Source organism: Pseudomonas sp. FW305-3-2-15-E-TSA4 (assembly GCF_058787295.1).
On the sequence record NZ_JBYSZP010000006.1, the window covers coordinates 22,032 to 46,749 of the forward strand.

Below are 24,718 nucleotides of genomic sequence, written 5' to 3' on the forward strand. Positions count from 1 at the left end.
TGCAAAGTCGCTGAAAGTTATTGTCCGACAATCCAGCCTGCGTTCATTTAATACGGCGCTGGTGCAGGAATTTTTGCAGTTGTATTTAAAAAATAAATAACACGCCGTTGTCGGCGAAGAGTCATCGCCAATCACGGTGTGTGGTCATGGAGTCAGGTAATAAAGTAGAGGCACTGGCCGCCGGGACTGTTCGAATAAACTCGGCGTTGTTGATAAACAAGCAAGCAGAGGCTGATGCGGCAGAGCGTTTGAAGATTCACGCGGTAACTCCTTGTTGCCAGCTCGGATACGCGAACTTTTGGTTCGGTATCGCACCTTACAAGAACGCGGATAGCGTTCGATGATTGCTCTTGGTGCGGGATGGGCACCGCCAGCGCTGTTTTGCGAGGTTTGAATTCGCAAGTCGCCAATGCATGGGAAAAACGTGCCAAAGCGGATACACCCGCTATAAATAGGGCTACACAGATCTGTCGAGATCGAGGAGGGGGCATGTATCAACTGTACGGACATCGCAATTCAGGTGCCGCAGCCATCGAGGCGGCGCTGGAGTTATGCCAGATCGCCTATCGCTTTATCGATATCGAAGCCTCAAGCGAAGCCGCCGAGGCACTGGCGCGCCTCAATCCACTGAAGCAGGTGCCGACCCTGCAATTGCCCGATGGCAGTGCGATCACCGAGAGTGTGGCGATTCTGATTCATCTGGGCCTGAGTTTTCCCGAGTCCGGTCTGTTGCCGGCCAAGGCGGCTGATCGCGATCAGGCGATTCGCGGCATGGTCTACATCGCCAGCAATTGCTATGCAGCCATCGGCGTCATCGATTACCCCGAGCGCTGGCTGGTGATGCCGGACGAAGCCTCACGGCAGAACCTGATGGCCGGCGCACGTGAGCGCCTGCACTGGAGCTGGGAAGTGTTTGCCGACCAGTTTTCCGCCGAGTTGTACCTGGACGACGAAACGCCCGGCGCGCTGGACGTGCTGGCGGCAGTGGTGACGCGTTGGGCGGGCAGCCGCGAGTACTTGCGCCAGAGCCGTCCGGGGTTTTATGCGTGGTTGCAGCGCATCGACCGGCACCCGGTGCTGGCACCGGTCTTCGCCCGGCATTGGCCGTCCTGAACACCCTGTTAACCAATGTGGGAGGCGGTGCATGGGCGAAAGGAGATTATTCCCCGCGAATGTACTGCTCCAACTGCTTGATCAGCTCCGCTTGTTCGGCAATCGCCTCTTTCACCAGGTCGCCGATCGACAGCAGACCGATCAGTTTGCCGTTCTCCACCACTGGCAAGTGGCGCAGGCGTTTGTCGGACATGATGCCCAGGCAGGTGTCGACGGTCTGGTGGGTGTCCACGGTGATGACGTCCTTGACCATGATGTCGCGCACCGGTGTGCCCACTGACGAGCGCCCGTGCAGTACCAGTTTGCGTGCGTAATCACGCTCACTGATGATGCCGACCACTTTGTCATCTTCCATCACCACCAAGGCCCCGACGTTTTTCTCGGCCATTTTCATCAGCGCTTCGAGCACCATGTGACCGGGATCGATATGGTGCACTTCCTGATTTTTCTGATCTTTGAGCTTGAGCAGTTGGGCGACGGTCTTCATGGCGGTTACTCAGGTGTTGTCGTTGTTATTCAAGCATCGTAGACCCTTGCGCGCAGGGCAAGGTGGCAAAGCGGCAGATAGCACGCAAAAAACGTCATTTGCCGGTTTTTCCGGCTTTGCTCTAACCCTGTGGTGAGGGAGCAAGCTCCCTCACCACAGGGAATGGGGTTATCCCTTGAACGGCAGCGTAGAATGCCCCTCTGATTCAATTCCTGAGGTTGCAGTGGTGGATTTACAGCAGGGTTTCGTCCTGACCCGGCATTGGCGCGACACCCCGGCCGGCACCGAAGTCGAGTTCTGGCTGGCGACCGACGCCGGGCCGCGCCGTGTGCGCCTGGCGCCGCAAACGTCGGTAGCGTTTATCCCCGCTGCTCAACGCGAAGCGGCCGAACGCCTGCTGCACGACGAAAAGAACGTCGAACTGCGCCCGCTGGCCCTGCAGGACTTCGAACATCGCCCGGTGCTGGGCCTGTATTGCCAGCAACACGGCCAGTTGATGCGCCTGGAAACCGCGCTGTCCCGCGCCGGTGTCGATGTCTTCGAAGCCGACGTGCGTCCGCCCGAGCGCTATCTGATGGAGCGTTTCATCACCGCACCAGTGCTGTTCGGCGGTAACGCCGACGCTGACGGCGTCTTGCTCAACGCTCAACTCAAACCTGATCCGAAATACCGACCGCAACTACGGCTGGTCTCGCTGGATATCGAAACCACCGAAACCGGCGAGCTGTATTCCATCGCCCTCGAAGGTTGCGGCCAGCGTCAGGTGTACATGCTCGGCGCGCCCAACGGTGACGCCAGCATTGTCGACTTCGATCTGGAATATTGCGACTCGCGCACCGTGATCCTTAAGAAGCTCAACGACTGGTTCGCCCTCCACGACCCCGACGCGATCATCGGCTGGAACGTCGTGCAGTTCGACCTGCGCATCCTTCACGAACACGCGCGACGCCTCGGTGTGCCGTTGAAAATCGGCCGTGGCGGTGAAGAGATGCAGTGGCGCGAACACGGCAGCCGCACGCACTACTTTGCCTCGGCAGCGGGGCGCTTGATCATCGACGGCATCGAATCGCTGCGTTCAGCGACCTGGAGTTTCCCCTCGTTCAGCCTGGAGAACGTCGCCCAGACCCTGCTCGGCGAGGGCAAGGCGATCGACAACCCGTACCAGCGCATGGATGAAATCAACCGCATGTTCGCCGAGGACAAACCGGCGCTGGCCAAGTACAACCTCAAGGACTGTGAGCTGGTCACGCGGATCTTTGCCAAGACCGAACTGCTGACGTTTCTCCTCGAACGCGCCAGCGTTACCGGCCTGCCGGCAGATCGCAGCGGCGGCTCGGTGGCCGCGTTCACCCATTTGTACATGCCGCTGATGCACCGTCAGGGTTTCGTCGCGCCGAACCTGGGCACCAACCCGCCACAGGCCAGTCCCGGTGGCTTCGTCATGGATTCACAGCCGGGGCTGTACGAGTCGGTGCTTGTGCTGGATTACAAGAGTCTGTACCCGTCGATCATCCGCACTTTTCTGATCGACCCGGTGGGCCTGATCGAGGGCCTGCAACACCCGGACGATGCCGATTCGGTGCCGGGGTTTCGCGGCGCCCGATTCTCGCGCACCCGGCATTGCCTGCCGTCGATTGTCGCGCGGGTCGCCGAGGGCCGCGAGACCGCCAAGCGCGAGCACAACGCGCCGTTGTCGCAAGCGCTGAAGATCATCATGAACGCCTTCTACGGCGTGCTCGGTTCCAGCGGCTGCCGGTTTTTCGATACGCGTCTGGCGTCGTCGATCACTCTGCGCGGCCACGAGATCATGTTGCGCACCCGTCAGCTGATCGAAGCGCAGGGCCACGCGGTGATCTATGGTGACACCGACTCGACTTTCGTCTGGCTGCGTCGTGCGCACGGGCAGGAGGAAGCGGCGCAGATCGGTCAGGCGCTGGTCAAGCACGTCAACGACTGGTGGCGCGAGCATGTGCGTGAGGAATACGGCCTGCAAAGTGCTCTTGAATTGCAGTACGAAACCCACTACAAACGTTTTCTGATGCCGACCATTCGCGGTGCCGAGGAGGGCAGCAAAAAGCGCTACGCCGGCCTCGTTACCCGCGCCGACGGCAGTGACGAAATGGTCTACAAGGGCCTGGAAACCGTGCGCACCGACTGGTCGCTGCTGGCCCGGCAGTTTCAGCAGGAACTCTACGAGCGGATCTTCCAGCGCAAGCCGTATCAGGATTACGTGCGCGATTACGTGCGCAAGACTCTGGCCGGCGAGTTCGATGAACGACTGGTCTACCGCAAACGCCTGCGCCGCACCCTCGACGACTACGAACGCAACGTGCCGCCGCATGTGCGTGCGGCGCGGCTGGCCGACGATTACAACGCGCAGCACGGGCGCCCGCGGCAATACCAGAACGGCGGCTGGATCAGTTACGTGATCACCCTGGCCGGGCCGGAACCGCTGGAAGTGCGCCGCGCGGCGATCGACTACGACCATTACATCACCCGCCAGCTGCAACCGGTGGCGGACGCGATTCTGCCGTTCGTCGATGACGATTTCTCAACCCTGATCGGGGGACAACTGGGCCTGTTTTGAGTCCAGCAGTTGCAGGGTCCATTCATCGAGGATGCCGTGGAAGTAGCGCTCCAGTGCCTGAGCGAACGGGCAATCTTCGGCGCTGAACTGCGCAAACAGGGTCATCGAGGAGTGGAATTTCAGGTCGTCGGGGTGGCCGAAAATCTCGGCAATCGAGCGCTGACGGATGTTCAGCACCAGCTGCGTGCAGGTGCGCAGCCGCGCACCGAGCAGGTCGTGGGCCAGATAGGCCCGCGCCTCGTCGGCGGATTGAATGGCGTAACGCCGGGACATCTCGCTGCCACCCAGCCCGGCGAACTGCGGAAACACAAACCACATCCAGTGGCTACGCTTGCGCCCCTCGTCGAGTTCACGCTGAACCCGTTCGAACACCGGGTCCTGCGCCTGGACGAAACGCTGCAGATTGAACGGGTCGTACTGATCAGTGCTTCTCATGACGAAGCCCTCGCCAACGGCCAGCGACTCAGACCATCGCCAGCCGCTGCTTGCGTTGTGGCGCTTTGAATACCTGGTCCAGCGCCGCCAGATCCCCGGCATCCAGTTGCAACTGCGCCGCTTGTGCATTGAGTTGCACGTGTTCTGGTCGCACAGCCTTGGGAATCGCAATCACACCATCCTGACGCAGAATCCACGCCAGTGAAACCTGTGCCGGGGTCACGTTGTGACGAGCGGCAATCTTGTTCAGTACCGGTTCAGCCAGCATCGCGCCGCCCTGGCCGATCGGGCAGTACGCCATCAACGGCATACGCTCTTGTTGGCACCATGGCAGCAAGTCGAATTCGACGCCGCGTTCTTCCAGGTTGTACAGCACCTGATTGGTGGCGCAGGCCGGATTGGACAGTTCTTCGAGGTCATCGACGTCGAAATTCGACACGCCCCAACGGCCGATCTTGCCGTCCTCGCGCAGGCGTTCGAAGGCTTCGACGGTTTCTTCCAGCGGATACTGGCCGCGCCAATGCAGCAGATAGAGGTCGATGTAATCGGTATCGAGCCGGCGCAGGCTGCGCTCGCAGGCTTGCGGGATGCCTGTGCGGCTGGCGTTGTGCGGGTAGACCTTGCTCACCAGAAATACCTGATCACGCAGACCGGCAATGGCTTCGCCGACCACGCTTTCGGCACCGCCCTCGGCGTACATTTCCGCCGTGTCGATCAGAGTCATGCCGAGTTCGATGCCTTGGCGCAGCGCGGACACTTCACGCGGGTGCGCCGAGCGATCTTCGCCCATGCGCCAGGTGCCCTGGCCGATCACTGGAACCTGCACGCCTGCCAGTTCAAGGGTACGCATTCAAACCTCCTGTGCTGATGGTCATACCTTAGTGGGCAGCAGGATAGCGCAGGGGTTCCAATGGAGGTCGATGAACCTGTGGCGAGGGGATTTATCCCCGATGGGCGCGCAGCGCCCCCAAGAAGCAGGGTTGCTGCGCAACCCATCGGGGATAAATCCCCTCACCACAAGGCAAGTGTTATTTCGCGGAGAACTTCAACACCACTTTATGGTTGTAAGTCTGCCCCGGATCCAGCCGCGTGCTCGGGAAGTCCGGCTGATTCGGCGCATCCGGATAGTGCTGGGTCTCCAGGGTAAACGCACCCCAGTGCGGATAAACCTTGCCACCCTTACCCTTGACCGTGCCGTCGAGGAAGTTACTGGTATAGAACTGCACACCAGGCTCGCTGGTGAACAACTGCAAATGCCGCCCTGACTGCGGATCGCTGACCTCGGCGGCGACTTTGCTCACATCACCTTTTATATCCAGCACCCAGTTGAAATCGAAGCCACCCTGTTTCGGTTCGGCGAATTTCAGCTGCGGGTGATCGGCCTTGATGTGCGTACCAATGGCGGTGGGTTTGGTGAAGTCCATTGGTGTGCCGGCCACTGGCGCCAGTTCGCCGGTCGGGATCAGTTTGCCGGTGACCGGGGTGTAATGGCTGGCGTGCAAGGTGGCAACCTGCTTGAGAATGTCGCCATTGCCGGCGCCGGCGAGGTTGAAGTAGCTGTGGTTGGTCAGGTTGAGCACGGTCGGTTTATCGGTGCTGGCCTTATAGTCGATGCGCAACTCGTTGCTGTCGGTCAGGCGGTAGGTCACTTCGGTGGTGAGATTGCCGGGGAAGCCCATTTCGCCGTCCGCCGACAGATAGGTGAGGGTCACGCCGACTGAATCCTTGTCTTTGGTTTCCTGCGCTTTCCAGACCTTCTTGTCGAAACCCTGAGTACCGCCATGCAAAGCGTTGGACTTGTCGTTCTGCGGCACCTGATAGCGCTTGCCGTCGAGTTCGAACGCGCCGTCCGCGAGGCGATTGCCGAAACGGCCGATGGTCGCGCCGAAATACGCTGTGCCTTTCTGGTAACCCTGAACATCGTCGAAACCGAGCACCACGTCAGCGGCTTTGCCGTGTTTGTCCGGCACCAGCAGCGATTGCAGGGTGGCGCCGTAGGTGATGACGGTCGCCTGCATGCCGTGGCTGTTGCGCAGGATGTATTGCTCGACGGGTGTGCCGTCATTGGTTTTGCCAAAGGCTTTGTGTTCGGCGCTGAGGCCGGCCGCGTTGGCGGAGAGGGTGGCGATCATCAGGGACAGTCCGAGGCCGGAGAGCAGGTGACGTGATTGAAGCATGGTTGACCTTCCTTTTTGTTGTTGTTTTCAAAACAGGGTAATAGTCATGCTAATTGTGGGTTGAGTCAGAATTTATAGTCGGTTAAAGGTTTAGTGCAAATATAAAGTCATACTAAATAGTTGCCGAAGGTCGGGAAATCGTGCCAGCGCTGCACTTTTCCGGATTCGGCGGCTCTATCCATGGCCAGGATGCGGCGACGCCCGCCGCACAGGAATGTGCCCGTTCGAGAATTCATGCCGAGAGTTTTTCACCCGATCGCCCGATTTTTTCGCCGCCCGTGCCTGTTGCTGGCCTGTCTGTCATCGCTGTTTGTCAGCGGTTGCACGCACCAGACCGGCAACGGTTTCATCGCTCAGATGCGTGACGGTCAACCGCAGGAATTTCTGCAGACCAGTGTCGACCGTATGGCCACGTTGGCGATGCGCGACAACCTCAACAGTCTTTATCGGCTAATGGGCAAGCTGTACCTGCGCAACCCGGAAGAACTGCGCAAGTCGGGTTTCCTCGACATCAACACGGCGGTGAAACAGGTGCGCCTGGCGGTCGAGCAGCAGCAACCGTTGCCCGTGCTGGGCGGCCGCAAGGATCTGGCGGCGCTCAGCTATGCGATGAGTCCGGAGTTTCTCGGGGATCGGGTCGGCGCCTTCATCTATGCCATCGGCAGCATGCTGGTCACCGCCCACGGCAATCGCATCGAGTTCTACATGACCGATGCAATCAACCCGACCTTCGTCCACAACGCCGCGCGCAACATCGAGAAAGCCACGTGGATTCTGGCCCAGCGCCAGAACAAGGAAGGCCAGCCGCTGCTGTTCTCCAATGAAATCTCGGAGGAGGGCAGCAACCTGAGTTTCGCCACCGAGTTCGGCAAGATCGTCGCGCGGCTCGACCTGCTGGCGCAGATGCTTGATGAGCGCTACCGGCGCATAGGGTTGAATTACGCGCAGAGTCTGCTGTTCCTGAATTTCCTTCCGGTGCAGTAAGTGCGGAGATCCAATGTGGGAGCGAGCCTGCTCGCGAAAGCGATCTGCCAGGCGCTGAATCTCTGATAGATCCACCGCATTCGCGAGCAGGCTCGCTCCCACATTGATCAAATTGTGCGTGGGATTTTTGTATACAATCCATCGCTACTATTGATCCAAAGGGAGCTGCACCTGTCATGACCGACTCCGCAAGCACCGACTTCACCCGTATCGACCGCGCCACCCGTGCAGAAAAACTGCCCTATGCCGCGTTACTGGCGTTCGCCATGACCGGCTTCATCGCCATCCTCACCGAGACCCTGCCGGCCGGGCTGCTGCCGCAGATCGGCGCCGGGCTTGGGGTCAGTGAAGTGCTCGCCGGGCAACTGGTGACGCTGTATGCGCTGGGCTCGATTGTCGCGGCGATTCCGCTGACCGTCGCCACCCGGGGCTGGCCACGGCGGCGGGTGCTGTTGATGACGGTCGGTGGCTTCCTGGTGTTCAACACGGTGACCACGTTCTCCAGCCATTACGGCTTGACCTTGGCGTCGCGGTTCCTGGCCGGGATGGCGGCAGGGCTGTCGTGGGGAATCATGGCCGGCTACGCCCGTGGCATCGTGCCGGTGCACCAGCAGGGACGGGCGTTGGCAATCGCCATGCTCGGCACCCCGGTGGCGCTGTCGCTGGGCACCCCGGCGGGAACCTGGCTGGGCAACCTGATCGGTTGGCGCGCTTCGTTCGGGATCATGTCGGCGCTGGCGTTGGTGCTGGCGGCGTGGATTGTGCTGGCGGTGCCGGATCGTCCGGGTCAGGCCAGCGCCAAACGCCTGCCGTTGCTGCAATCGCTGCGTCTGCCGGGCGTACGGCCGGTGCTGTTCGTGGTGCTGACCTAGATGCTTGGGCACAACATTCTCTACACCTACATCGCGCCATTCCTGATGCAGGCCGGGCTGGCCGAGCGCGTCGATCTGGTGCTGCTGGTGTTCGGCCTGTGTTCGCTGATCGGGATCTGGATCATCGGCCTGCTGGTGGACCGCTGGTTGCGCTGGCTGACGCTGATCAGCCTCGTGCTGTTTGCTGTGACCGCACTGGTGCTGGCGCTGATATCCCCGTCACCGTGGCTGATCTACACCTGCATGGCCGTGTGGGGCCTGTCGTTTGGTGGCTCGGCGACGTTGCTGCTGACGGCGGCGGCGGATTCGGCCGGCGAGCATGTGGACGTGGTGCAAGCGATGCTCACCACCTCCTGGAATGTGGCGATTGCCGGCGGCGGCCTGTTTGGCGGGTTGCTGCTGGATCGGGCGGGCGCGATGTCGTTTCCGTGGGCATTGTTGATCCTGTCGCTGATCGCGCTGGCGACGGTGTGGATCAACCGGCATCACAGTTTCAAACCGGGCCGGCGCGTGCATTGATCTACCTGGCACCATAGAACCCTGTGGGAGCGGGCTTGCTCGCGAAAAGGGCGTGTCAGTCGATATCTACGTGAATGACACGCCGCCTTCGCGAGCAAGCCCGCTCCCACTCAGATAAAGGCGGTGTGGCTGGAAGGCATAACGATAGACCGCATCGATATATGTGGTTATATGAAAAATCGCTATGCTGCGGGCCAGATTTTTCCTGTCGTTTTTCTGGACGTCTTAATGGAATTGGCAAATTTCGGCCTGGTGATTGCCGGGCTGGTGGTGGGTTTTATTGTCGGCATGACCGGTGTCGGCGGCGGTTCGTTGATGACGCCGATCCTGCTGTGGTTCGGCATCAACCCGGCAACAGCGGTGGGCACCGACCTGTTGTACGCGGCCATTACCAAATCCAGTGGCGTGCTGGTGCACAAGAAGAACAACAACATCGACTGGGCCATCACCGGCTGGCTGACCCTCGGAAGCGTGCCGGCAGTCGCCATGACCCTGTGGTTTCTCAGTACGCTGCACACCGCGCCCGAGGCGATGAACGCGATCATCAAACAGGCCTTGGGCTTCGTGCTGTTCGCCACGGCGCTGGCGATTCTGTTCAAGAAGCGCCTGCTCGAATTCGCCCACAAACGCGCGGGCGGCAATTACAACCCGAGCGGCGCGCGCCTGAATGTGATGACGGTGATCACCGGGCTGATCCTCGGCACCATGGTCGCCCTGACCTCGATCGGCGCCGGCGCCCTCGGCACGGTCGCGTTGTTCATCCTCTATCCGCTGCTGCCAACCCGGCGCCTGGTCGGCACCGAAATCGCCCACGCCGTGCCGTTGACCCTGGTTGCCGGTCTGGGCCACGCGAGCATGGGCAACATGGACTGGGGCGTGTTGGGCTTTCTGCTCATGGGTTCGTTGCCAGGCATCTGGCTCGGCAGCCACCTGACCGGGCGCATTTCCGATGAATTGCTGCGCCCGTGCCTGGCGACCATGTTGCTGTTGATCGGCTATAAACTGGCGTTCTGATGTAGGAGCTGCAGCAGGCTGCGATCTTTTGATCTTCGTTTTTACGATCAAGATCAAAAGATCGCAGCCTGCGGCAGCTCCTACACTGGGGTATGAAGGATGTTGAATTTCATGACGGTCACCGGCAAATCCTCGTAGACCAGATCCTCGACCACCTCCCAACCCAACCCCGCATACAGCGATTGCGCAGCGTCGGTGTACAGATACAACTCAGTCACTCCCAGCGTCGCCGCCTCGGCGACGATCCTGTTGACCAGTTGCGAAGCAATTCCGCGTCCGCGTTCTTCGGCTTTCACGTAGACGCCCGCCAGCCACGGCGTCAGTTGCGGGCGGATCTTCATGTCGCTGTCGATCAGCAGCGCGCCACCGAGCAATCTGCCGTCTTCAATGGCCACCACCACGCTGGGAACCGCACCCTTGCCGCAGGCCGCGCGCATCCGCTCGGTGCGGGCTGCAAGGGTGTCGCCGTCACGGAATTCGCCCCATTCCTTGAAATTGAGTTCGGCCAGTTCCTCAATCAAATGCGGGTGATCGCACAGGTAGTCGATGTGCATGGGTTGAACTCCATTTCGTGGGCAGAACGACCACCCTAATGCGCTGATAAAAGGTAATCAAATCCGCGTCACGATTATGCCGATGCAGTTGCGCAATGACGTGGCTGACCTAAGCTTCTGACAAGGCGAAACATATTTGCCGGGCACGACCCCGGAACAATCGCCGCGATGCGCAATCATTAGAGCGTGGATATCAAAAGGAGATGCGCATGCTCATCAGGTCACTGACCCTGACACTCTTGCTGGCGATTGCCGGCCCCTTGTTCGCCGCTGACAATGACTCGCCCATAGCCGGGGATATGGGACGGGCCCGACCGTTGATCGTGATCGCCCAAAGCACCGTCGACCCGGTGTGGGTGGGGTTGAAAAAGTCGCTGGAAGATCCGGCGAACAAGAAGGGCGTCGCCGACCGCAACATCAAGGTCTACACCATCCTCAATATGGCCGGACAACTCGACGGCAAGGATCTCGGCCAGCAAGACACCATGGCTTTGCTGCGGTCGCTGAAACTCGGTGCCGGCGCGTACCCGAAGGTTTTCCTGCTGGGCAAGGACGGCGAGACCAAACTCTCGGCCTCGGGCGATGAAGCAAAATCGGTGGACCTGAAGAAAATCTTCGACACGGTTGATGCACTGCCGGCCAGCGAGAAAGAAATCAGCGCACCGACGGTCGCTGAAACCAAGGCCACCGCCGCCGAACCGGCAGCCAAGAAAGGCGAGAAGGGCGCCAAGGCGAGCAAACCGGCGAAACCGAGCAAGCCACCGGAAATGCCGGATGACTGATGGCATGGCCTGAATCAAAAAAATGGGCGACCTCTGCAGGTCGCCCATTTTTATTGCCCGCCCAAAAAGATCGCAGCCTGCGGCAGCTCCTACATGGGATCGGTGTAGGAGCTGCCGAAGGCTGCGATCATTTGATTTTCAGTCGGCTAAAGCGCTGAGGATCGTGTGAGCAATCTTCACCCGCTCCGGAATCGGGAAGTTCTTGTTCGCCAGAATCACCACGCCGACATCCTTCGACGGCACAAACGCCACGTAGGTCCCAAAGCCACCGGTAGAGCCGGTCTTGTTGATCAGCACATTTTCCGCCTGCGGTTGTGGCGGGGTCAGCCACTGCACCTTGTGCGGCCGCATGGCCATTTCCGTGCTGTTGCCGGCCAGCAAGCGGTCGAGGCTGATCGGGTAACGGTACATTTCCCAACCCAGGCCCTGGGTCATTTCGCCGACGCTGTAATAACCGGTGTGGGTGTTGGCGATGGCTTGTTGCAGCGGAGTTTCAAGGCTTGCCGGTTTCAGGTTGGCCTGCACGTAACGCAGCATGTCGGCGGCGCTGGTTTTCACGCCGTAGGCTTCTGAATCCATGGCGCCCGGGGTGACGCGCACCGGTTGGTTGTTTTTGTCGTAGCCCTGCGCGTACAGGCTCATTTGTGCTTTCGGCACCTGCAGGTAAGTGTGTTGCAGGCCGAGTTTCGGCAGCAGGGTTTCGCTTATCGCCTGATCATATGACTGACCGAGGGTCTTGGCGGCCAGATAACCGAACAGGCCCAGGCTCGGGTTGGAATACAGGCGCTGGCTACCGGCCGGGAAGCCCGGTTTCCACTGTTGGTAGTAGCCGAGCATCTTCTCCGCCGAATCCCACTGGCCAGGGAATTGCAGCGGCAGGCCGCCGGCGCTGTAGGTGCCCAGTTGCAGCACGCTGATGTTGTCGAAAGCGCTACCTTTCAGTTCCGGCCAGAGTTGGCTGGCCTTGGTCGACAGGTCCAGTTTGCCCGTCGCCTGCGCATAGCCGGCCAGGGTCGCGGCGAAGGTTTTGCTCACCGAGCCGATTTCGAACAGGGTGTTTTCGCTGACTTTCTGCCCCGTGTCCTTGGCAGCGAAGCCGTAATTAAAGTAATGCGGTTGGCCGTTGATGGTGATGGCGACGGCGAGGCCGGGGATGTTCTGCTGCTGCATCACCGGGGTGACGGCTTTGTTCACCAGCGCTTGCAGTTGCTCGTCGCCGGGTGTGGCGGCCATGCACGCGGTGGCGCCGAAAAACAGGCCGAAAGCGCTGCAGGAAATGAATTTTCTCGGGGTGATGAAGGACATGAGTGAACCACTCTCCATGAGTGTTGAGGGTGATATCCCGCTACACTGCGGGCGATTTTGTTGTTGGGCAGCTGATCAGCGCCGACAATTTAGGCAGTCTGGCACTCGTCGACAAACGATGATATTTCGGATGAGCCATTAGAAAAATTTGGGACTGGGCATGATTCGACCTCAATTGCCGCTCAATGCACTGCGCGCGTTCGAAGCTTCGGCGCGGCATCTGAGCTTTACCCGTGCCGCCGTGGAGTTATGCGTGACTCAAGCGGCGGTGAGCCATCAGGTGAAAAGCCTCGAAGCGCAACTCAACGTCACCCTGTTCAAACGCCTGCCCCGCGGGCTGATGCTGACCAGTGAAGGGGAGACCCTGTTGCCGGTTTTGACCACGTCGTTCGATCATATCGCGCAGATGCTCGAGCGACTGGCCGGCGGTCAGTATCGGGAAATGTTGACCGTGGGTGCCGTCGGAACCTTCGCGGTTGGTTGGCTGCTGCCACGGCTGGCAGACTTCCAGGCGAAACATCCGCTCATAGATTTGCGACTGTCGACTCACAACAACCGGGTCGACGTCGCCGCCGAGGGGCTGGATTACGCGATTCGTTTTGGCGCCGGAGCGTGGCACGGCATCGAGGCCACGCGCCTGCTCGATGCGCCATTGTCGGTGCTGTGCGTGCCGGAAATTGCCCGGCAGTTGCATACCCCGGGCGATCTGCTGCAACAGCGCTTGCTGCGTTCCTATCGCACCGATGAATGGCCGGAGTGGTTTCACGCCGCCGGCCTGGCGACCCACGCGGCGCCGCCGCAGAGCATTGTCTTCGATTCGTCGCTGGCGATGATGGAGGCCGCGCTGCAGGGCAGCGGGGTAGCGTTGGCACCGCCGCTGATGTTCGCCCGGCAACTGGCGGCGGACGTGATTCGTCAGCCGTTTGCGATTGAAATCACCACCGGCAGTTATTGGCTGACGCGCTTGCAGTCACGGCCGGAGACGGCGGCGATGACGGCGTTCAAGCAGTGGCTGGTACAAATCTCTGCCTGACACAAATCCCCCCTGTGGGAGCGGGCTTGCTCGCGAAGGCGGCGTGTCAGTCAACTCAAATATCGATTGACACGCCGCCTTCGCGAGCAAGCCCGCTCCCACAGGGGACAGTGGTGGACTGCAGATCAGAATTCAGCGCACCAGACACGGCCGCTTGTTATCGAACGTCCACCCCGGTATCAAAAACTGCATCGCCACGCTGTCATCCCGCGCGCCGAGACCCATGCCTTTGTACAGTTCGTGGGCCTTGGCCAGCTGATCCATGTCCAGCTCCACCCCCAGCCCCGGTTTCTGCGGCACTTGCACGCAACCGTCGACAATTTGCAGCGGAGCCTTGGTCAGACGCTGGCCGTCCTGCCAGATCCAGTGCGTGTCGATGGCGGTGATGTCGCCCGGTGCCGCCGCCGCGACATGGGTGAACATCGCCAGCGAGATATCGAAGTGATTGTTGGAGTGTGAGCCCCAGGTCAGGCCCCACTCATGGCACAACTGCGCGACACGTACCGAGCCTTGCATGGTCCAGAAGTGCGGGTCGGCCAACGGAATGTCCACCGACTGCAACTGAATGGCGTGGCCCATCTCGCGCCAGTCGGTGGCGATCATGTTGGTCGCCGTCTTCAGTCCGGTTGCGCGGCGGAACTCGGCCATGACTTCGCGCCCCGAGTAACCGTTTTCTGCACCGCACGGGTCTTCGGCGTAAGCCAGCACCTTATGTTGATCGCGGCACAGGCGGATCGCTTCTTTCAGTGACCAGGCGCCGTTCGGATCGAGGGTGATGCGTGCCTCGGGAAAGCGTTCGGCCAGAGCCGTCACGGCTTCGATTTCCGCGTCGCCACTGAGCACACCGCCCTTGAGTTTGAAGTCCTGGAAACCGTATTTCGCCTGCGCCGCTTCGGCCAGACGCACCACCGCCTCGGCGCTCATGGCCTTCTCGTGACGCACGCGGAACCAGTCGTTATCGGCGTCCGGTTCGCTGCGGTAGGCGAGGTTGGTCTCGCGTTGATCGCCGACATAAAACAGATAACCGAGCATCTTCACTTGATCGCGTTGCTGGCCTTCGCCGAGCAGCGCCGCGACCGGTACGTCGAGGTGTTGCCCGAGCAGGTCGAGCAGGGCGGCTTCGAGTCCGGTGACCGCGTGGATGGTGATGCGCAGGTCGAACGTCTGCAGACCACGGCCGCCGGCATCACGTTCGGCGAAGGTCTGGCGCACCTGATTGAGGATCTTCTGATAGTTGCCGATTGTGCTGCCGAGCACCAGGCTGCGGGCGTCCTCCAGTGTCTGGCGGATGCGCTCGCCACCGGGCACTTCACCGACGCCAGTGTGGCCGGCGTTGTCCTTGAGAATGACGATATTGCGGGTGAAAAACGGCCCGTGGGCGCCGCTCAGGTTGAGCAGCATGCCGTCGTGGCCGGCCACGGGAATCACCTGCATTTCAGTGATGATTGGCGCTTTGGCAGTGTCGTGTGCGGTCATGTTTTTATCCTTGTCAGCATCTTTAAAAAGGAAGTCATGCGTGCTTTGGCGCGGCCTCGGCCACGGCGAGGTCAGCAGCGGGTTTCGGGGTGGTGCGTGCAGCGAAGACGATGATCGCGGCGATGATCGAGGTCGCGGCCAGGCCGTAGAGGCCGCCCTGAATCGAGCCGGTGTGTTCTTCGAGCAGGCCGAAGGTGGTCGGCGCGACGAAGCCGCCGAGGTTGCCTACCGAGTTGATCAGTGCGATCACTGCCGCGGCGATCCGTGCATCCAGATAGGCCTGCGGAATCGGCCAAAACAACGATGAGGCGGACTTGAAGCCCAGCGCGGCAAAACAGATCGCGACAAAGGCGAAGATCGGCCCGCCGGTGGTGGACATGAACATCCCTGCTGCGGCGATCAACAACGCGGTGGCGACCCAGGCTTGCTGGTGCTTCCACTTGGCCGAGAAAGCGGCGAAGGCGTACATGCCGACGATCGACAGCAGCCACGGGATCGAGTTGAACAGCCCGACCTGGAAGTCACTCATCTCACCCATTTTCTTGATGATGCTCGGCAGCCAGAACGTCGCGGCGTAGATCGTCAGCTGAATGAAAAAGTAGATCAGGCAGAACAGGATGATTTGCCGGTCCTTGAGCAGTTTGCCCATTGACGGGCGGATCGGCGTCGCGGCTTCGCGGGCCTTCTGTTCATCGTCGATGGCGCTGACCAGTGCGTCCTGTTCGGCGCGGGTCAGCCATTTCGCGTCATGCGGTTTGGCGTCGAGCCAGAACCAGACGAACACGCACAGCCCCACGGAAAACATGCCCTCGATGAAGTACATCCATTGCCAGCCGTGCATGCCGAGGCCGTTGATCTGCAAGAGCAGGCCGGACAACGGGCCGGAAATCAGCGAGGCGACTGCCGATCCGCTGAGGAAAATTGCAATCGCCTTGCCGCGTTCGGCGCCGGGTAGCCAGCGGGTGAAGTAGTAGATCACCCCGGGAAAGAACCCGGCTTCGGCCACGCCGAGCAGAAAGCGCAGGATGTAAAAGTGCGTTTCGTTCTGGATGAACGCCATGCCGGCGGCGACCAGGCCCCAGGTGAGCATGATGCGGGTGAGCCAGATACGCGCGCCGACTTTCTGCAAAAGCATGTTGGACGGCACTTCGAACAGCGCGTAACCGATGAAGAACAGACCGGCGCCGAAGCCGTAGGCGGCAGCCCCGATGCCCAGATCATGTTCCATGTGAGTGCGGACGAAACCGATGTTCACCCGGTCAATGTAATTGACGATGAACATGATCACGAAGAGCGGCAGGACGTGGCGTTTCACTTTCGAGATGGCGGACGCGAGTGTCGAATCGACGCCCTCGTTCATCCCGGAGACGGAGGTTTTCACTTGGTTTTCTCCCACTGATTATTTTTATGCGGGGTAGGGCTGGATGGTGCGTTGTTGATAGACATCATACAACTGAGATTTTTTGTCCTACAAGTGGGGTGGAGCGATTAAATTTGTCTGGTGAACAAATTCTTTATTTCTTTTTGGTGTTTTTCCCCGTTTTTATTGGTTTTAATCGCGGCCGTCAGACGCACCTCTTGGGTTCATGATCCAAATGTTCAAACAGGGCGTAGCGTTTGGTTGTTGCGTTTTTTTCGTTTTATTGAGTGTTGTCATACAAGTTGAGGGCGGTTTCGGCGCTAAAATCGACTCGTCAGCCATCACGCAGTGCTACGATCGGCAAGCCCCGATCACCGGAACCGAACATGCAAGAAGACCTCGACGCCCCCGCGCCCAAACGTGCGCACAACCTCGCACACGATCTGGTGGAAAAACTCACCCAGAGCATCCTGCTCGGCCGGCTGTCGCCCGGCGACAAGCTGCCGTCGGAGAACGCCATCGTTCAGGAGCACGGCGTCAGTCGCACGGTGGTGCGCGAAGCGATTTCCAAGTTGCAGGCCTCGGGCCTGGTCGAGACGCGGCACGGCATCGGCAGTTTCGTCATCGAGCGTGCTGCCGAGCAGGGCTTGCGGCTGAATGTCGATACCGCTCTCGGGGTGCGCAGCATTCTTGAATTGCGCATGGGCCTGGAGACCCAGGCTGCGGCGTTGGCCGCGTCACGTCGCAGCGAGCAGCAACTGCTGCAGATGCGCCAAGCGCTGGATGACTATCAGCGTTTGCTGGACAGCAACGACAGTTGCGTTGAGGCTGATCGACGTTTTCATCTGCTGATCGCCGAGGCCACCGGCAACGTCTGCTTCAGCGAAATCATGCAGCACCTGGGCAGCGCGATGATTCCGCGTCAGCGGCTCAATGCCGCCGAGCGTGGCGCGGCGGATCTGAGCAAGCTGGGGCAGTTGGCCCATCTGGAGCACGAAGCGATCCTGAATGCGATCAAGCGGCAGGATCCGGACGCGGCGCGCGCGGCCATGTGGCTGCACCTGACCAACAGCCGCGACCGCTTCAGTGCGCAGGGCTGATTGCCGTTGGTCTGCTCGATAGCACCGCCTGCGCAGGCACGCTTCCAAGCTGTATGGCCCGGGTTCTCCGGACCTCCTTGGTGAGGTGTGTCATGGCTAATGATTTGCTGTTTCAAGGTGGTGTGCTGCCGACCGATCCGACCCGTCCGGTACCCGGCACGGATGAGCCGACACTGGCCGATCACGATGCTCCGCCGGGCATGAGCCCGGGACGTGATCCGTTGAGTGATGCCGATCGACCGGAAGACTGGAAGGACCCGGCGGCCGACGATGATGTGCCGCCGGCGGATGAGCCGACTCCGTTGTCGGATGACAGGCGCTGAGGCTAACCCGGCACGAGATATTTATAGTCTGCGCCGGCCCGTTCGCGAGCAAGCTCGCTCCCACAGGTAGAACGCATCCCCCTGTAGGAGTGAGCCTGCTCGCGATGGGGTCATCAGCCTCAGTAAAAAACCTCGATCAGACCTCAACCGGTCGACCCTCCACCCGCCGCTCCAGATTCAACGCCAGCACACTGATCAACACCACCGCCGACCCCGCCAGCACCATCAGCGTCGGTCGCTCGCCCAATCCCAGTGAAGCAATCCCCATCGCCGTCGGTGGTATCAGGTACAACGTCATCGTCGCCCGGCTCAAGTCCACATGTTTGAGCACAAAGCCCCAGGCCAGATAGGCCAGTGCGCTGGGAAATACCCCCAGTGCCAGCACTGCCCACTGCACTCGCAGCGGCGCATTTACCACCGCCGCACCCAGCCCCGGCAGATAAATCAGCAACAGCAGCGTCCCCGACCACACCGCATAACAGGCCAGACTGAAACCGTCATAACGCCGTGCGTGATGTTTTTGCAGGGCGAAGTAAATGCTCCATGACAGCGCTGCCAGCAGGATCAGCAAGCCATGCGCGTCGATCTGCCCCAGGCCCCGATCGGCGCTGACCACGATCACCACCCCGACCAGTCCCAGCAAGACGCAGCCCCATCGCCAGACACTGACCTGATCCTTGAACACGTAACGCGCCAGCAGCGTACTGAACAGCGGGCTCGACTGCGCCAGTACGCTGGAGGCGCCGGCACTGACGCTTTGCTGGCCGATGTTCAGCGCCACGTGATGCAGGCTGACCGCAAAAAATCCCAGGGCGAACAACAGCGGTACGTCGCGCCGTTGCGGCAGGCGAATACCCTTGAACGCTGCGATCACGGCCATGAACAACGACGCCAGCAGAAACCGCAGCAACGCCAGATGCCCGGGGTCGTAGGCTTGCAGGCCGATGTGAATGCCGGTGGGTGAATAGGCCCAGCAGCCGACCACGAAGGCCATGGCCAGAATGATTTTCAAGGGAGAAGGAGACGGCATGATCGGCGCACCGCAAGGGTTGATGTGCCGAGTATCCGGGCGGTCAACAAGTCTCCACAACTGACTTATACTGCGCTGAATGTTCACTTTGAGTGATGAGTATGGAGCTGGCGCAGATCCGCATGTTCAAGACCGTGGCCGACGAGGGCAGCATTGCCCGGGCCGCTGAAAAGCTGTTTTGTGTACCGTCGAACATCACCGCACGGATCAAGGCGTTGGAAGCGGAACTCGGTGTGGCGCTGTTTCTGCGCGAGGGGCGCGGGCTGCGGATCACCCCGGCGGGGCAGACGTTCCTGGCGTATGCCGAGCGGATTCTGGCGCTGACCGCCGAAGCCAAGCGCGCGGTGGATCCCGCCGCCGAACCGTCCGGCCCGCTGCGTATCGGCGCGATCGAGTCCTCGGCCACCGGGCGTTTGCCGCGGCTGTTGGCCAAGTTTCACCAGCGCTATCCGCAGGTGGCGCTGGAGTTGACCACTGGCACCTGGGGCCAATTACTCGACGACACCGTCAGCCATCGCCTCGACGGTGCGATCGTCGCGGTGGACGTCGAGCGCGCGCAACTGAAACGCACGCCGATGTACCGCGAAGAATTGCTACTGATTGCCTCGACATCATTCGGCCCGGTGCGCGACATCCACGATCTGCAGGACAAAACCGTGTTCATGTGGCCGCAGGGTTGCCCGTATCGGGCGGCGCTGGAGCACTGGTTGTTGCGTCAGGGGCAGGCGCTGCCGATTGTCAGCCTGGCGAGTTACGGGGCGATTGTCGGTTGCGTGAGTGCTGGCGCCGGGGTGGCCTTGGTGCCTAAAGGCGTGTTCGAGCAATACGCCAAGGGCGCTGGATGCGTGGGCTATGAGTTTCCCGAACTGACGGCGATCGACAACCTGTTTTACTGGCACGAAAACGCCGGGGTACACCCGGCGCGTGAGGCGTTTGTGGCGATGTTGCGTGAAGAATTCCGCTGACTCCGCTACACCCGCATTCCCTGTGTAGGAGCTGCCGAAGGCTGCGATCTTTTGACTTTGTTATTGAAGAACAAGATCAAAAGATCGCAGCCTGCGGCAGCTCCTACATGGGAGGGGTTCAGGGAGTCAAGTCGCGCATCAGCAGGCCAAAGCGCAAATCCACCGCATCCGGAATAGGCAGGTACACCGTGTGGCCATCCCCCGGCGCAACCTCGATCGCTTCACCCTTGGCACTCTGCAACTGGTGCAGATCGAAGTGGAAATTGCCCTTCGGAGTCATCAATTCCAGATGATCGCCCAAGGCAAAACGGTTCTTCACTTTGACCTCGGCCAACCGGTCGCGGCGCTCGCCGGTCAGTTCGCCAACGAACTGCTGACGCTCTGACACCGAGCTGCCGTTCTGATAGTTCTGGTATTCGTCATGCACATGGCGACGCAGGAAACCTTCGGTGTAGCCGCGCTGGGCCAGTGATTCCAGATCGGTCATCAGACTGCGGTCGAACTCGCGCCCGGCCATCGCATCGTCGATTGCCCGGCGATAGACCTGGGTGGTGCGCGCGCAATAGAAGTGCGATTTGGTCCGGCCCTCGATCTTCAACGAATGCACGCCCATGCGCGTCAGGCGTTCGACGTGCTGCACCGCGCGCAGATCCTTGGCGTTCATGATGTAGGTGCCGTGCTCGTCTTCAAAAGCGGGCATTAATTCATCGGGGCGATTGGCTTCCTGCAGCAGGAATACCTGATCGGTCGGCGCGCCGATGCCCAGGGTTGGCTCCGGCTGGAAGGTCTGCACGATCTCGCCGAGCTGGTTTTCCGTGGCTTGCTGCGCCGAATACTTCCAGCGGCAGGCGTTGGTGCAGGTGCCCTGATTCGCGTCGCGCTTGTTCATGTAGCCCGACAGCAGGCAGCGCCCGGAGTAGGCCATGCACAGTGCGCCATGGACGAACACTTCCAGTTCCATGCCTGGTACCTGTTCACGGATTTCACCGATTTCTTCCAGCGACAATTCCCGCGACAGGATGATCCGGCTCAGGCCTTGTTGCTGCCAGAATTCGACGCTCGCCCAGTTCACCGTGTTGGCCTGCACCGAAAGGTGGATCGGCATCTGCGGAAAATGCCGGCGTACCAGCATGATCAGGCCCGGGTCGGACATGATCAGCGCGTCCGGCGCCATCTCGATCACTGGCGCCAGATCCTCGAGGAAGGTCTTCAGTTTGGCGTTGTGCGGGGCGATGTTGACCACCACGTAGAAGCGCTTGCCCTGTGCCTGCGCTTCGCGAATGCCGAGGGCGAGGTTGGCGTGGTCGAATTCGTTGTTGCGCACCCGCAGGCTGTAGCGCGGCTGCCCGGCATAGACCGCGTCGGCACCGTAGGCGAAGGCGTAGCGCATGTTCTTCAGGGTGCCGGCAGGGGCGAGCAATTCCGGGGCGGCGAGGGGGAGGTCTGGCTTCATGGCGGCATCGGTCGCAAAAGCGCGGCAGGGTAGTGCAGTGGCAAGTGCGGTTTATTGATCTGGATCTACGTTTGAGTGCGTGGACTTTATCTGTGTAGAAAGCGCACAGATCATGTGCCGGTTTTACTGTGTTCGGTGCGGCGGTGGCTGCTTAAGATTCGCTTGTCAAATCAACCGAAGCAGGACTTTCCCATGCAGAACTTTACTCGCCGCTTTCTAACCGCTTGTGCATTTTCCGGGGTATTGGCCAGCAGCGCAGCGATGGCCGACAACCACCCGACCATTCGGGCATTGTCCGGCGCTACACCGGTCGATCATCTGCCAGCGGGCAAGTCTGCGCTGGTGGTGATCGACTTCCAGAATGAATATTTCAGCGGCCGGATGCCGATCCCGGACGGTGCCGCTGCCCTGGCGAAAACCCGAGAGCTGATCACCTTTGCCGACAGTCACAAGATCCCGGTGTATCACGTGCAGCACGTTGCCCCGGCCGGCTCGCCAGTGTTTGCCATCGATGGCCAGACCGTTAAATTTCACCCGGACATGCAGCCGCGCCCGCAAGACGTGGTGCTGCAAAAGAGCACCGTCAGCGTGTTCGCCAGCACCGACCTTGACCAGCAATTGAAAAAGGCCGGCATCCAGACCCTGATCATTTCCGGCCTGATGACCCACGCCTGTGTGGCGGGTGCCGCACGGGACGCCGCGCCTTTGGGCTACAACGTGATTGTCGCGTCCGATGCCTCGGCGACCCGCGCCATCACCCGCGCCAACGGCGTGTCTATCGACAAGGATTCGCTGCACAAGGCCGCGCTGGCGGAAGTCGAAGACACCTTCGGCGATGTGTTGAGCACTGCGCAGATCGTCAAGCTGCCGGTGCGCTGATTAGCCGGGCTGCATCGTCCAGGCAATCTATGCTCCATGAACAAAGATGGCACTCGCGCGCGCCCCGGCTGACTAAGGTTCGGGGCGTGCGAGACGCCTGACTGACATGGATTGGACATGAACGAAAAAACCCTGCAATTCAAATCCCTCACCGTGCTGTTGCTGTTGGTGACGGTCGCCTTCATCTGGATTCTGCTGCCGTTCTACGGCGCGGTGTTCTGGGCGGTGATTCTCGGCATTCTGTTTGCGCCGATGCAGCGCAAGTTACAGCTCAAATTCGGCTGGAGGCGCAACCTGACAGCGCTCTGCACGCTGGGCATCTGCCTGGTGATCGCGATTCTGCCGGTGATCATCCTCAGCATCCTGTTGGTCCAGGAAGGCGCGACGGTTTACAACAACATCGAAAGCGGCCAACTGGACATCGGTGCCTATCTGGCACAGTTCAAACACAGCCTGCCCCCGTATTTTCAGCATTTGCTCGATCGCTTCGGCATGGGCGAACTCAACGGTCTGCGCGAGAAAATCGTCAAGGCGTCGATGCAGGGCAGCCAGGTGCTGGCCAGCCAGGCGTTCAGTTTCGGTCAAGGCACATTCGAGTTCGTGGTCAGCTTCGGCATCATGCTGTACCTGCTGTTTTTCTTTCTGCGCGATGGCGCCGAGCTGGTGCGCAAGGTACGCACCGCGGTGCCGTTGGAAGAGAGCCACAAACGCCGTTTGCAGTTGAAGTTCAATCGGGTGGTACGCGCGACGGTCAAGGGCAACCTGGTGGTGGCGGTCACTCAGGGCGCATTGGGTGGGGCGATTTTCTGGTTTCTCGACATCCCCAGCGCGTTGCTGTGGGCCGTGCTGATGGGCTTTCTGTCGCTGTTGCCGGCGGTGGGTGCGGGAATCGTCTGGGCGCCGGTGGCGGTGTACTTTCTGCTCAGCGGGATGATCTGGCAGGGCGTGGTGCTGGGGCTGTTCGGGGTGTTTGTGATCGGTCTGGTGGACAACGTGCTGCGCCCGATCCTGGTCGGCAAGGACACGCGCATGCCGGATTACATGATCCTGATCTCGACCCTCGGCGGTCTCGCGGTGTTCGGCCTCAACGGTTTCGTGATCGGGCCGCTGATCGCAGCGCTGTTCATGTCCAGTTGGGCGTTGTTCATCGAGACCAAACCGAAAGTCCAGTTGCCTTAAGCGTGGAATGGGCGGCTGACGATTTTCTGCGACAGGGCCTGCGCCGCGGGCAGCGAAGTGAGCGGGCCGCTGATCGGCTCGCCATCGCGCACCAGATACCAGCAGGCGAGCAATCCCGACGCTCTGAGCGATGCGGGAACAGCGCTACCGATTACTGACATGATTTGAACCTGAGCCATGACAAGTACCTCCATCAATCTGTGGAGCTACCTTAGGGATTCGCTGCGCTCAGGGACAATCAACGCTTTCGATAGTGGTCATTGATCACAGTGAGGACTGCATCAGTCGACAACCTGGTCGAGCATGTGCACCACTTCGCGCTCATTGAGCAGGCCCTTGTGCACGAGATTCTCCGCCAGCAGCGAAAGAAACTTGGCGCAGCGGTGGCCTTCCAGGTGTTTCAGTTCAGTCAGCGCGCTGTACACCTTGCTTGAAGTGCACAGACCGACGATGCGGTGCGGATTTTGTGTAGGCATGGGTCGTCCTTGTTTTTATCAACCTGTTGTTTACGGACGGATTCAGATTGCGGTTCCGTCATGACAAATAGATGACCGTTCTGTGTTTTGCCCCCAACGGTCAAGTCCATCATGCCGACTTTAGCTGCTGGAACTGTCCTCACAGCGACCTTGGCGAGATTTTTTCAGACTCTGCCCGACCGACGGTCATAAAAAAGCCCCGCTATAAAGCAGGGCTCGTTGTTGGCGATTACCAGCGCGGGCCACCGTAGTAGCCGTGTGGCCGGCCGTAGTAGCCGCGTGGTGGGCCGTAGTAGACCGGGCCAGGCACGTAGACCGGTTGTTGCACATAGACCGGCGCCGGCTGGTAGTAGACCGGTGGCGGCGGCTGTTGCACATAAACCGGTGCCGGTTGAGCGTAAACAGGCTGTTGCACGTAGACCGGCCGGTCCTGGTTGATCAACGCGGAGCCGATGATGGCCGAGCCGACGATCGCACCAAACACTGCCGGACCCTGCCAGCCACCGCCGTGGGCTTCTGCCTGACCTGTGATAGCGAATGCACCAATCAACAAGGCCACGATGGGGAGTTTACGAATCATGATAATTCCTCGGTTCTTCGACCCGGCGTCCGGGC

24 protein-coding genes and 1 pseudogene are annotated in these 24,718 nt (G+C 60.4%); 12 read left to right on the forward strand and 13 right to left on the reverse strand.

Translation table 11 applies throughout. From position 1 onward, the window contains the following. Window positions 1–489 precede the first annotated feature (489 nt). Complete coding sequence (locus tag AC3WMV_RS09690) at window positions 490–1,113, forward strand: glutathione S-transferase N-terminal domain-containing protein (RefSeq protein WP_103369787.1); 624 nt, start codon at window positions 490–492, stop codon at window positions 1,111–1,113. Between the two features lie 46 nt (window positions 1,114–1,159). Here AC3WMV_RS09690 and AC3WMV_RS09695 read toward each other — a convergent pair whose 3' ends face one another. Beyond that, entirely contained in the window at window positions 1,160–1,600 is a 441-nt protein-coding gene (locus tag AC3WMV_RS09695; protein WP_027613875.1) for a CBS domain-containing protein, read from the reverse strand. 226 nt (window positions 1,601–1,826) lie between these two features. Here AC3WMV_RS09695 and AC3WMV_RS09700 point away from each other — a divergent pair, with 226 nt between their 5' ends. Beyond that, window positions 1,827–4,187 carry a DNA polymerase II gene (locus AC3WMV_RS09700; RefSeq protein ID WP_178083218.1) on the forward strand — a complete coding sequence of 787 codons (2,361 nt, stop codon included), beginning with the start codon at window positions 1,827–1,829 and terminating at the stop codon, window positions 4,185–4,187. On the opposite strand, the gene AC3WMV_RS09705 is transcribed toward AC3WMV_RS09700, so the two are convergent. From AC3WMV_RS09705 to AC3WMV_RS09715, 3 genes are all read right to left on the reverse strand, one after another. Next, entirely contained in the window at window positions 4,152–4,622 is a 471-nt protein-coding gene (locus AC3WMV_RS09705; RefSeq protein WP_103369785.1) for a DUF1810 domain-containing protein, read from the reverse strand. The genes AC3WMV_RS09700 and AC3WMV_RS09705 overlap by 36 nt on opposite strands. A 28-nt stretch (window positions 4,623–4,650) precedes the next feature. After that, a complete protein-coding gene (locus AC3WMV_RS09710; protein WP_103369784.1) occupies window positions 4,651–5,472 on the reverse strand; it encodes an aldo/keto reductase in 822 nt (273 codons plus the stop codon). A 178-nt stretch (window positions 5,473–5,650) separates the two neighbouring features. Then, window positions 5,651–6,799 carry an aldose epimerase family protein gene (locus AC3WMV_RS09715; RefSeq protein WP_103369783.1) on the reverse strand — a complete coding sequence of 383 codons (1,149 nt, stop codon included), beginning with the start codon at window positions 6,797–6,799 and terminating at the stop codon, window positions 5,651–5,653. 234 nt (window positions 6,800–7,033) lie between these two features. On the opposite strand from AC3WMV_RS09715, the gene AC3WMV_RS09720 reads away from it, so the two are divergent. The 3 genes and pseudogenes from AC3WMV_RS09720 to AC3WMV_RS09730 all read left to right on the forward strand — a co-directional run bounded on the left by AC3WMV_RS09720 (window position 7,034) and on the right by AC3WMV_RS09730 (window position 10,188). Further along, a complete protein-coding gene (locus AC3WMV_RS09720) occupies window positions 7,034–7,783 on the forward strand; it encodes a hypothetical protein (protein ID WP_027613880.1) in 750 nt (249 codons plus the stop codon). A gap of 176 nt (window positions 7,784–7,959) precedes the next feature. After that, window positions 7,960–9,174 (forward strand): annotated as a pseudogene (locus AC3WMV_RS09725) (MFS transporter). Window positions 9,175–9,402: 228 nt separating this feature from the next. Then, entirely contained in the window at window positions 9,403–10,188 is a 786-nt protein-coding gene (locus AC3WMV_RS09730) for a sulfite exporter TauE/SafE family protein (RefSeq protein ID WP_064586898.1), read from the forward strand. Window positions 10,189–10,268: 80 nt separating this feature from the next. Here the strand turns inward: AC3WMV_RS09730 and AC3WMV_RS09735 are convergent, their stop codons facing one another. Beyond that, entirely contained in the window at window positions 10,269–10,742 is a 474-nt protein-coding gene (locus tag AC3WMV_RS09735) for a GNAT family N-acetyltransferase (protein WP_103369782.1), read from the reverse strand. Window positions 10,743–10,951: 209 nt separating this feature from the next. On the opposite strand from AC3WMV_RS09735, the gene AC3WMV_RS09740 reads away from it, so the two are divergent. After that, the gene (locus AC3WMV_RS09740) at window positions 10,952–11,524 is read left to right on the forward strand and encodes a DUF4174 domain-containing protein (RefSeq protein WP_027613884.1); all 573 of its coding nucleotides are present in this window, start codon (window positions 10,952–10,954) and stop codon (window positions 11,522–11,524) included. 138 nt (window positions 11,525–11,662) lie between these two features. Here AC3WMV_RS09740 and ampC read toward each other — a convergent pair whose 3' ends face one another. Continuing rightward, complete coding sequence (gene ampC, locus AC3WMV_RS09745; protein WP_103369781.1) at window positions 11,663–12,829, reverse strand: class C beta-lactamase; 1,167 nt, start codon at window positions 12,827–12,829, stop codon at window positions 11,663–11,665. 160 nt (window positions 12,830–12,989) lie between these two features. Here ampC and AC3WMV_RS09750 point away from each other — a divergent pair, with 160 nt between their 5' ends. Beyond that, window positions 12,990–13,862, forward strand: coding sequence for a LysR family transcriptional regulator (locus AC3WMV_RS09750; protein WP_103369780.1), 873 nt, complete (start codon window positions 12,990–12,992; stop codon window positions 13,860–13,862). Between the two features lie 132 nt (window positions 13,863–13,994). Here AC3WMV_RS09750 and gudD read toward each other — a convergent pair whose 3' ends face one another. Together gudD and AC3WMV_RS09760 are read right to left on the reverse strand one after the other, a co-directional pair. Continuing rightward, window positions 13,995–15,338, reverse strand: a complete 1,344-nt coding sequence (gene gudD, locus AC3WMV_RS09755) for a glucarate dehydratase (RefSeq protein WP_103369512.1) — start codon at window positions 15,336–15,338, stop codon at window positions 13,995–13,997. Between the two features lie 34 nt (window positions 15,339–15,372). Then, a complete protein-coding gene (locus AC3WMV_RS09760; protein WP_103369510.1) occupies window positions 15,373–16,719 on the reverse strand; it encodes an MFS transporter in 1,347 nt (448 codons plus the stop codon). A 365-nt stretch (window positions 16,720–17,084) separates the two neighbouring features. Here AC3WMV_RS09760 and AC3WMV_RS09765 point away from each other — a divergent pair, with 365 nt between their 5' ends. Beyond that, window positions 17,085–17,798 carry a FadR/GntR family transcriptional regulator gene (locus AC3WMV_RS09765; protein WP_103369508.1) on the forward strand — a complete coding sequence of 238 codons (714 nt, stop codon included), beginning with the start codon at window positions 17,085–17,087 and terminating at the stop codon, window positions 17,796–17,798. Between the two features lie 92 nt (window positions 17,799–17,890). Further along, on the forward strand, window positions 17,891–18,121 hold the full coding sequence (locus tag AC3WMV_RS09770; protein WP_007965409.1) for a hypothetical protein: 231 nt from the start codon (window positions 17,891–17,893) through the stop codon (window positions 18,119–18,121). Between the two features lie 136 nt (window positions 18,122–18,257). Here the strand turns inward: AC3WMV_RS09770 and AC3WMV_RS09775 are convergent, their stop codons facing one another. Continuing rightward, complete coding sequence (locus AC3WMV_RS09775) at window positions 18,258–19,151, reverse strand: DMT family transporter (protein WP_103369506.1); 894 nt, start codon at window positions 19,149–19,151, stop codon at window positions 18,258–18,260. A 101-nt stretch (window positions 19,152–19,252) separates the two neighbouring features. Here AC3WMV_RS09775 and AC3WMV_RS09780 point away from each other — a divergent pair, with 101 nt between their 5' ends. Continuing rightward, window positions 19,253–20,116 carry a LysR family transcriptional regulator gene (locus AC3WMV_RS09780; RefSeq protein ID WP_103369505.1) on the forward strand — a complete coding sequence of 288 codons (864 nt, stop codon included), beginning with the start codon at window positions 19,253–19,255 and terminating at the stop codon, window positions 20,114–20,116. Between the two features lie 118 nt (window positions 20,117–20,234). Here AC3WMV_RS09780 and trhP read toward each other — a convergent pair whose 3' ends face one another. Next, window positions 20,235–21,569, reverse strand: coding sequence for a prephenate-dependent tRNA uridine(34) hydroxylase TrhP (trhP, locus tag AC3WMV_RS09785; protein ID WP_103369503.1), 1,335 nt, complete (start codon window positions 21,567–21,569; stop codon window positions 20,235–20,237). 192 nt (window positions 21,570–21,761) lie between these two features. Between trhP and AC3WMV_RS09790 the strand changes: the two genes are divergently transcribed. Together AC3WMV_RS09790 and AC3WMV_RS09795 are read left to right on the forward strand one after the other, a co-directional pair. Continuing rightward, on the forward strand, window positions 21,762–22,448 hold the full coding sequence (locus tag AC3WMV_RS09790; RefSeq protein WP_103369502.1) for a cysteine hydrolase family protein: 687 nt from the start codon (window positions 21,762–21,764) through the stop codon (window positions 22,446–22,448). Between the two features lie 117 nt (window positions 22,449–22,565). After that, a complete protein-coding gene (locus tag AC3WMV_RS09795) occupies window positions 22,566–23,627 on the forward strand; it encodes an AI-2E family transporter (protein WP_027613894.1) in 1,062 nt (353 codons plus the stop codon). Here AC3WMV_RS09795 and AC3WMV_RS09800 read toward each other — a convergent pair. The 3 genes from AC3WMV_RS09800 to AC3WMV_RS09810 form a co-directional block, all read right to left on the reverse strand. Further along, the gene (locus AC3WMV_RS09800) at window positions 23,624–23,806 is read right to left on the reverse strand and encodes a hypothetical protein (protein WP_027613895.1); all 183 of its coding nucleotides are present in this window, start codon (window positions 23,804–23,806) and stop codon (window positions 23,624–23,626) included. The two genes, AC3WMV_RS09795 and AC3WMV_RS09800, sit on opposite strands and share 4 nt — an antisense overlap. A 102-nt stretch (window positions 23,807–23,908) precedes the next feature. After that, entirely contained in the window at window positions 23,909–24,103 is a 195-nt protein-coding gene (locus AC3WMV_RS09805; RefSeq protein WP_025108897.1) for a hypothetical protein, read from the reverse strand. Window positions 24,104–24,332: 229 nt separating this feature from the next. Beyond that, window positions 24,333–24,683 (reverse strand): hypothetical protein, encoded by a 351-nt coding sequence (locus AC3WMV_RS09810; protein ID WP_007965394.1) that lies wholly within the window; start codon window positions 24,681–24,683, stop codon window positions 24,333–24,335. Window positions 24,684–24,718: the final 35 nt, after the last annotated feature.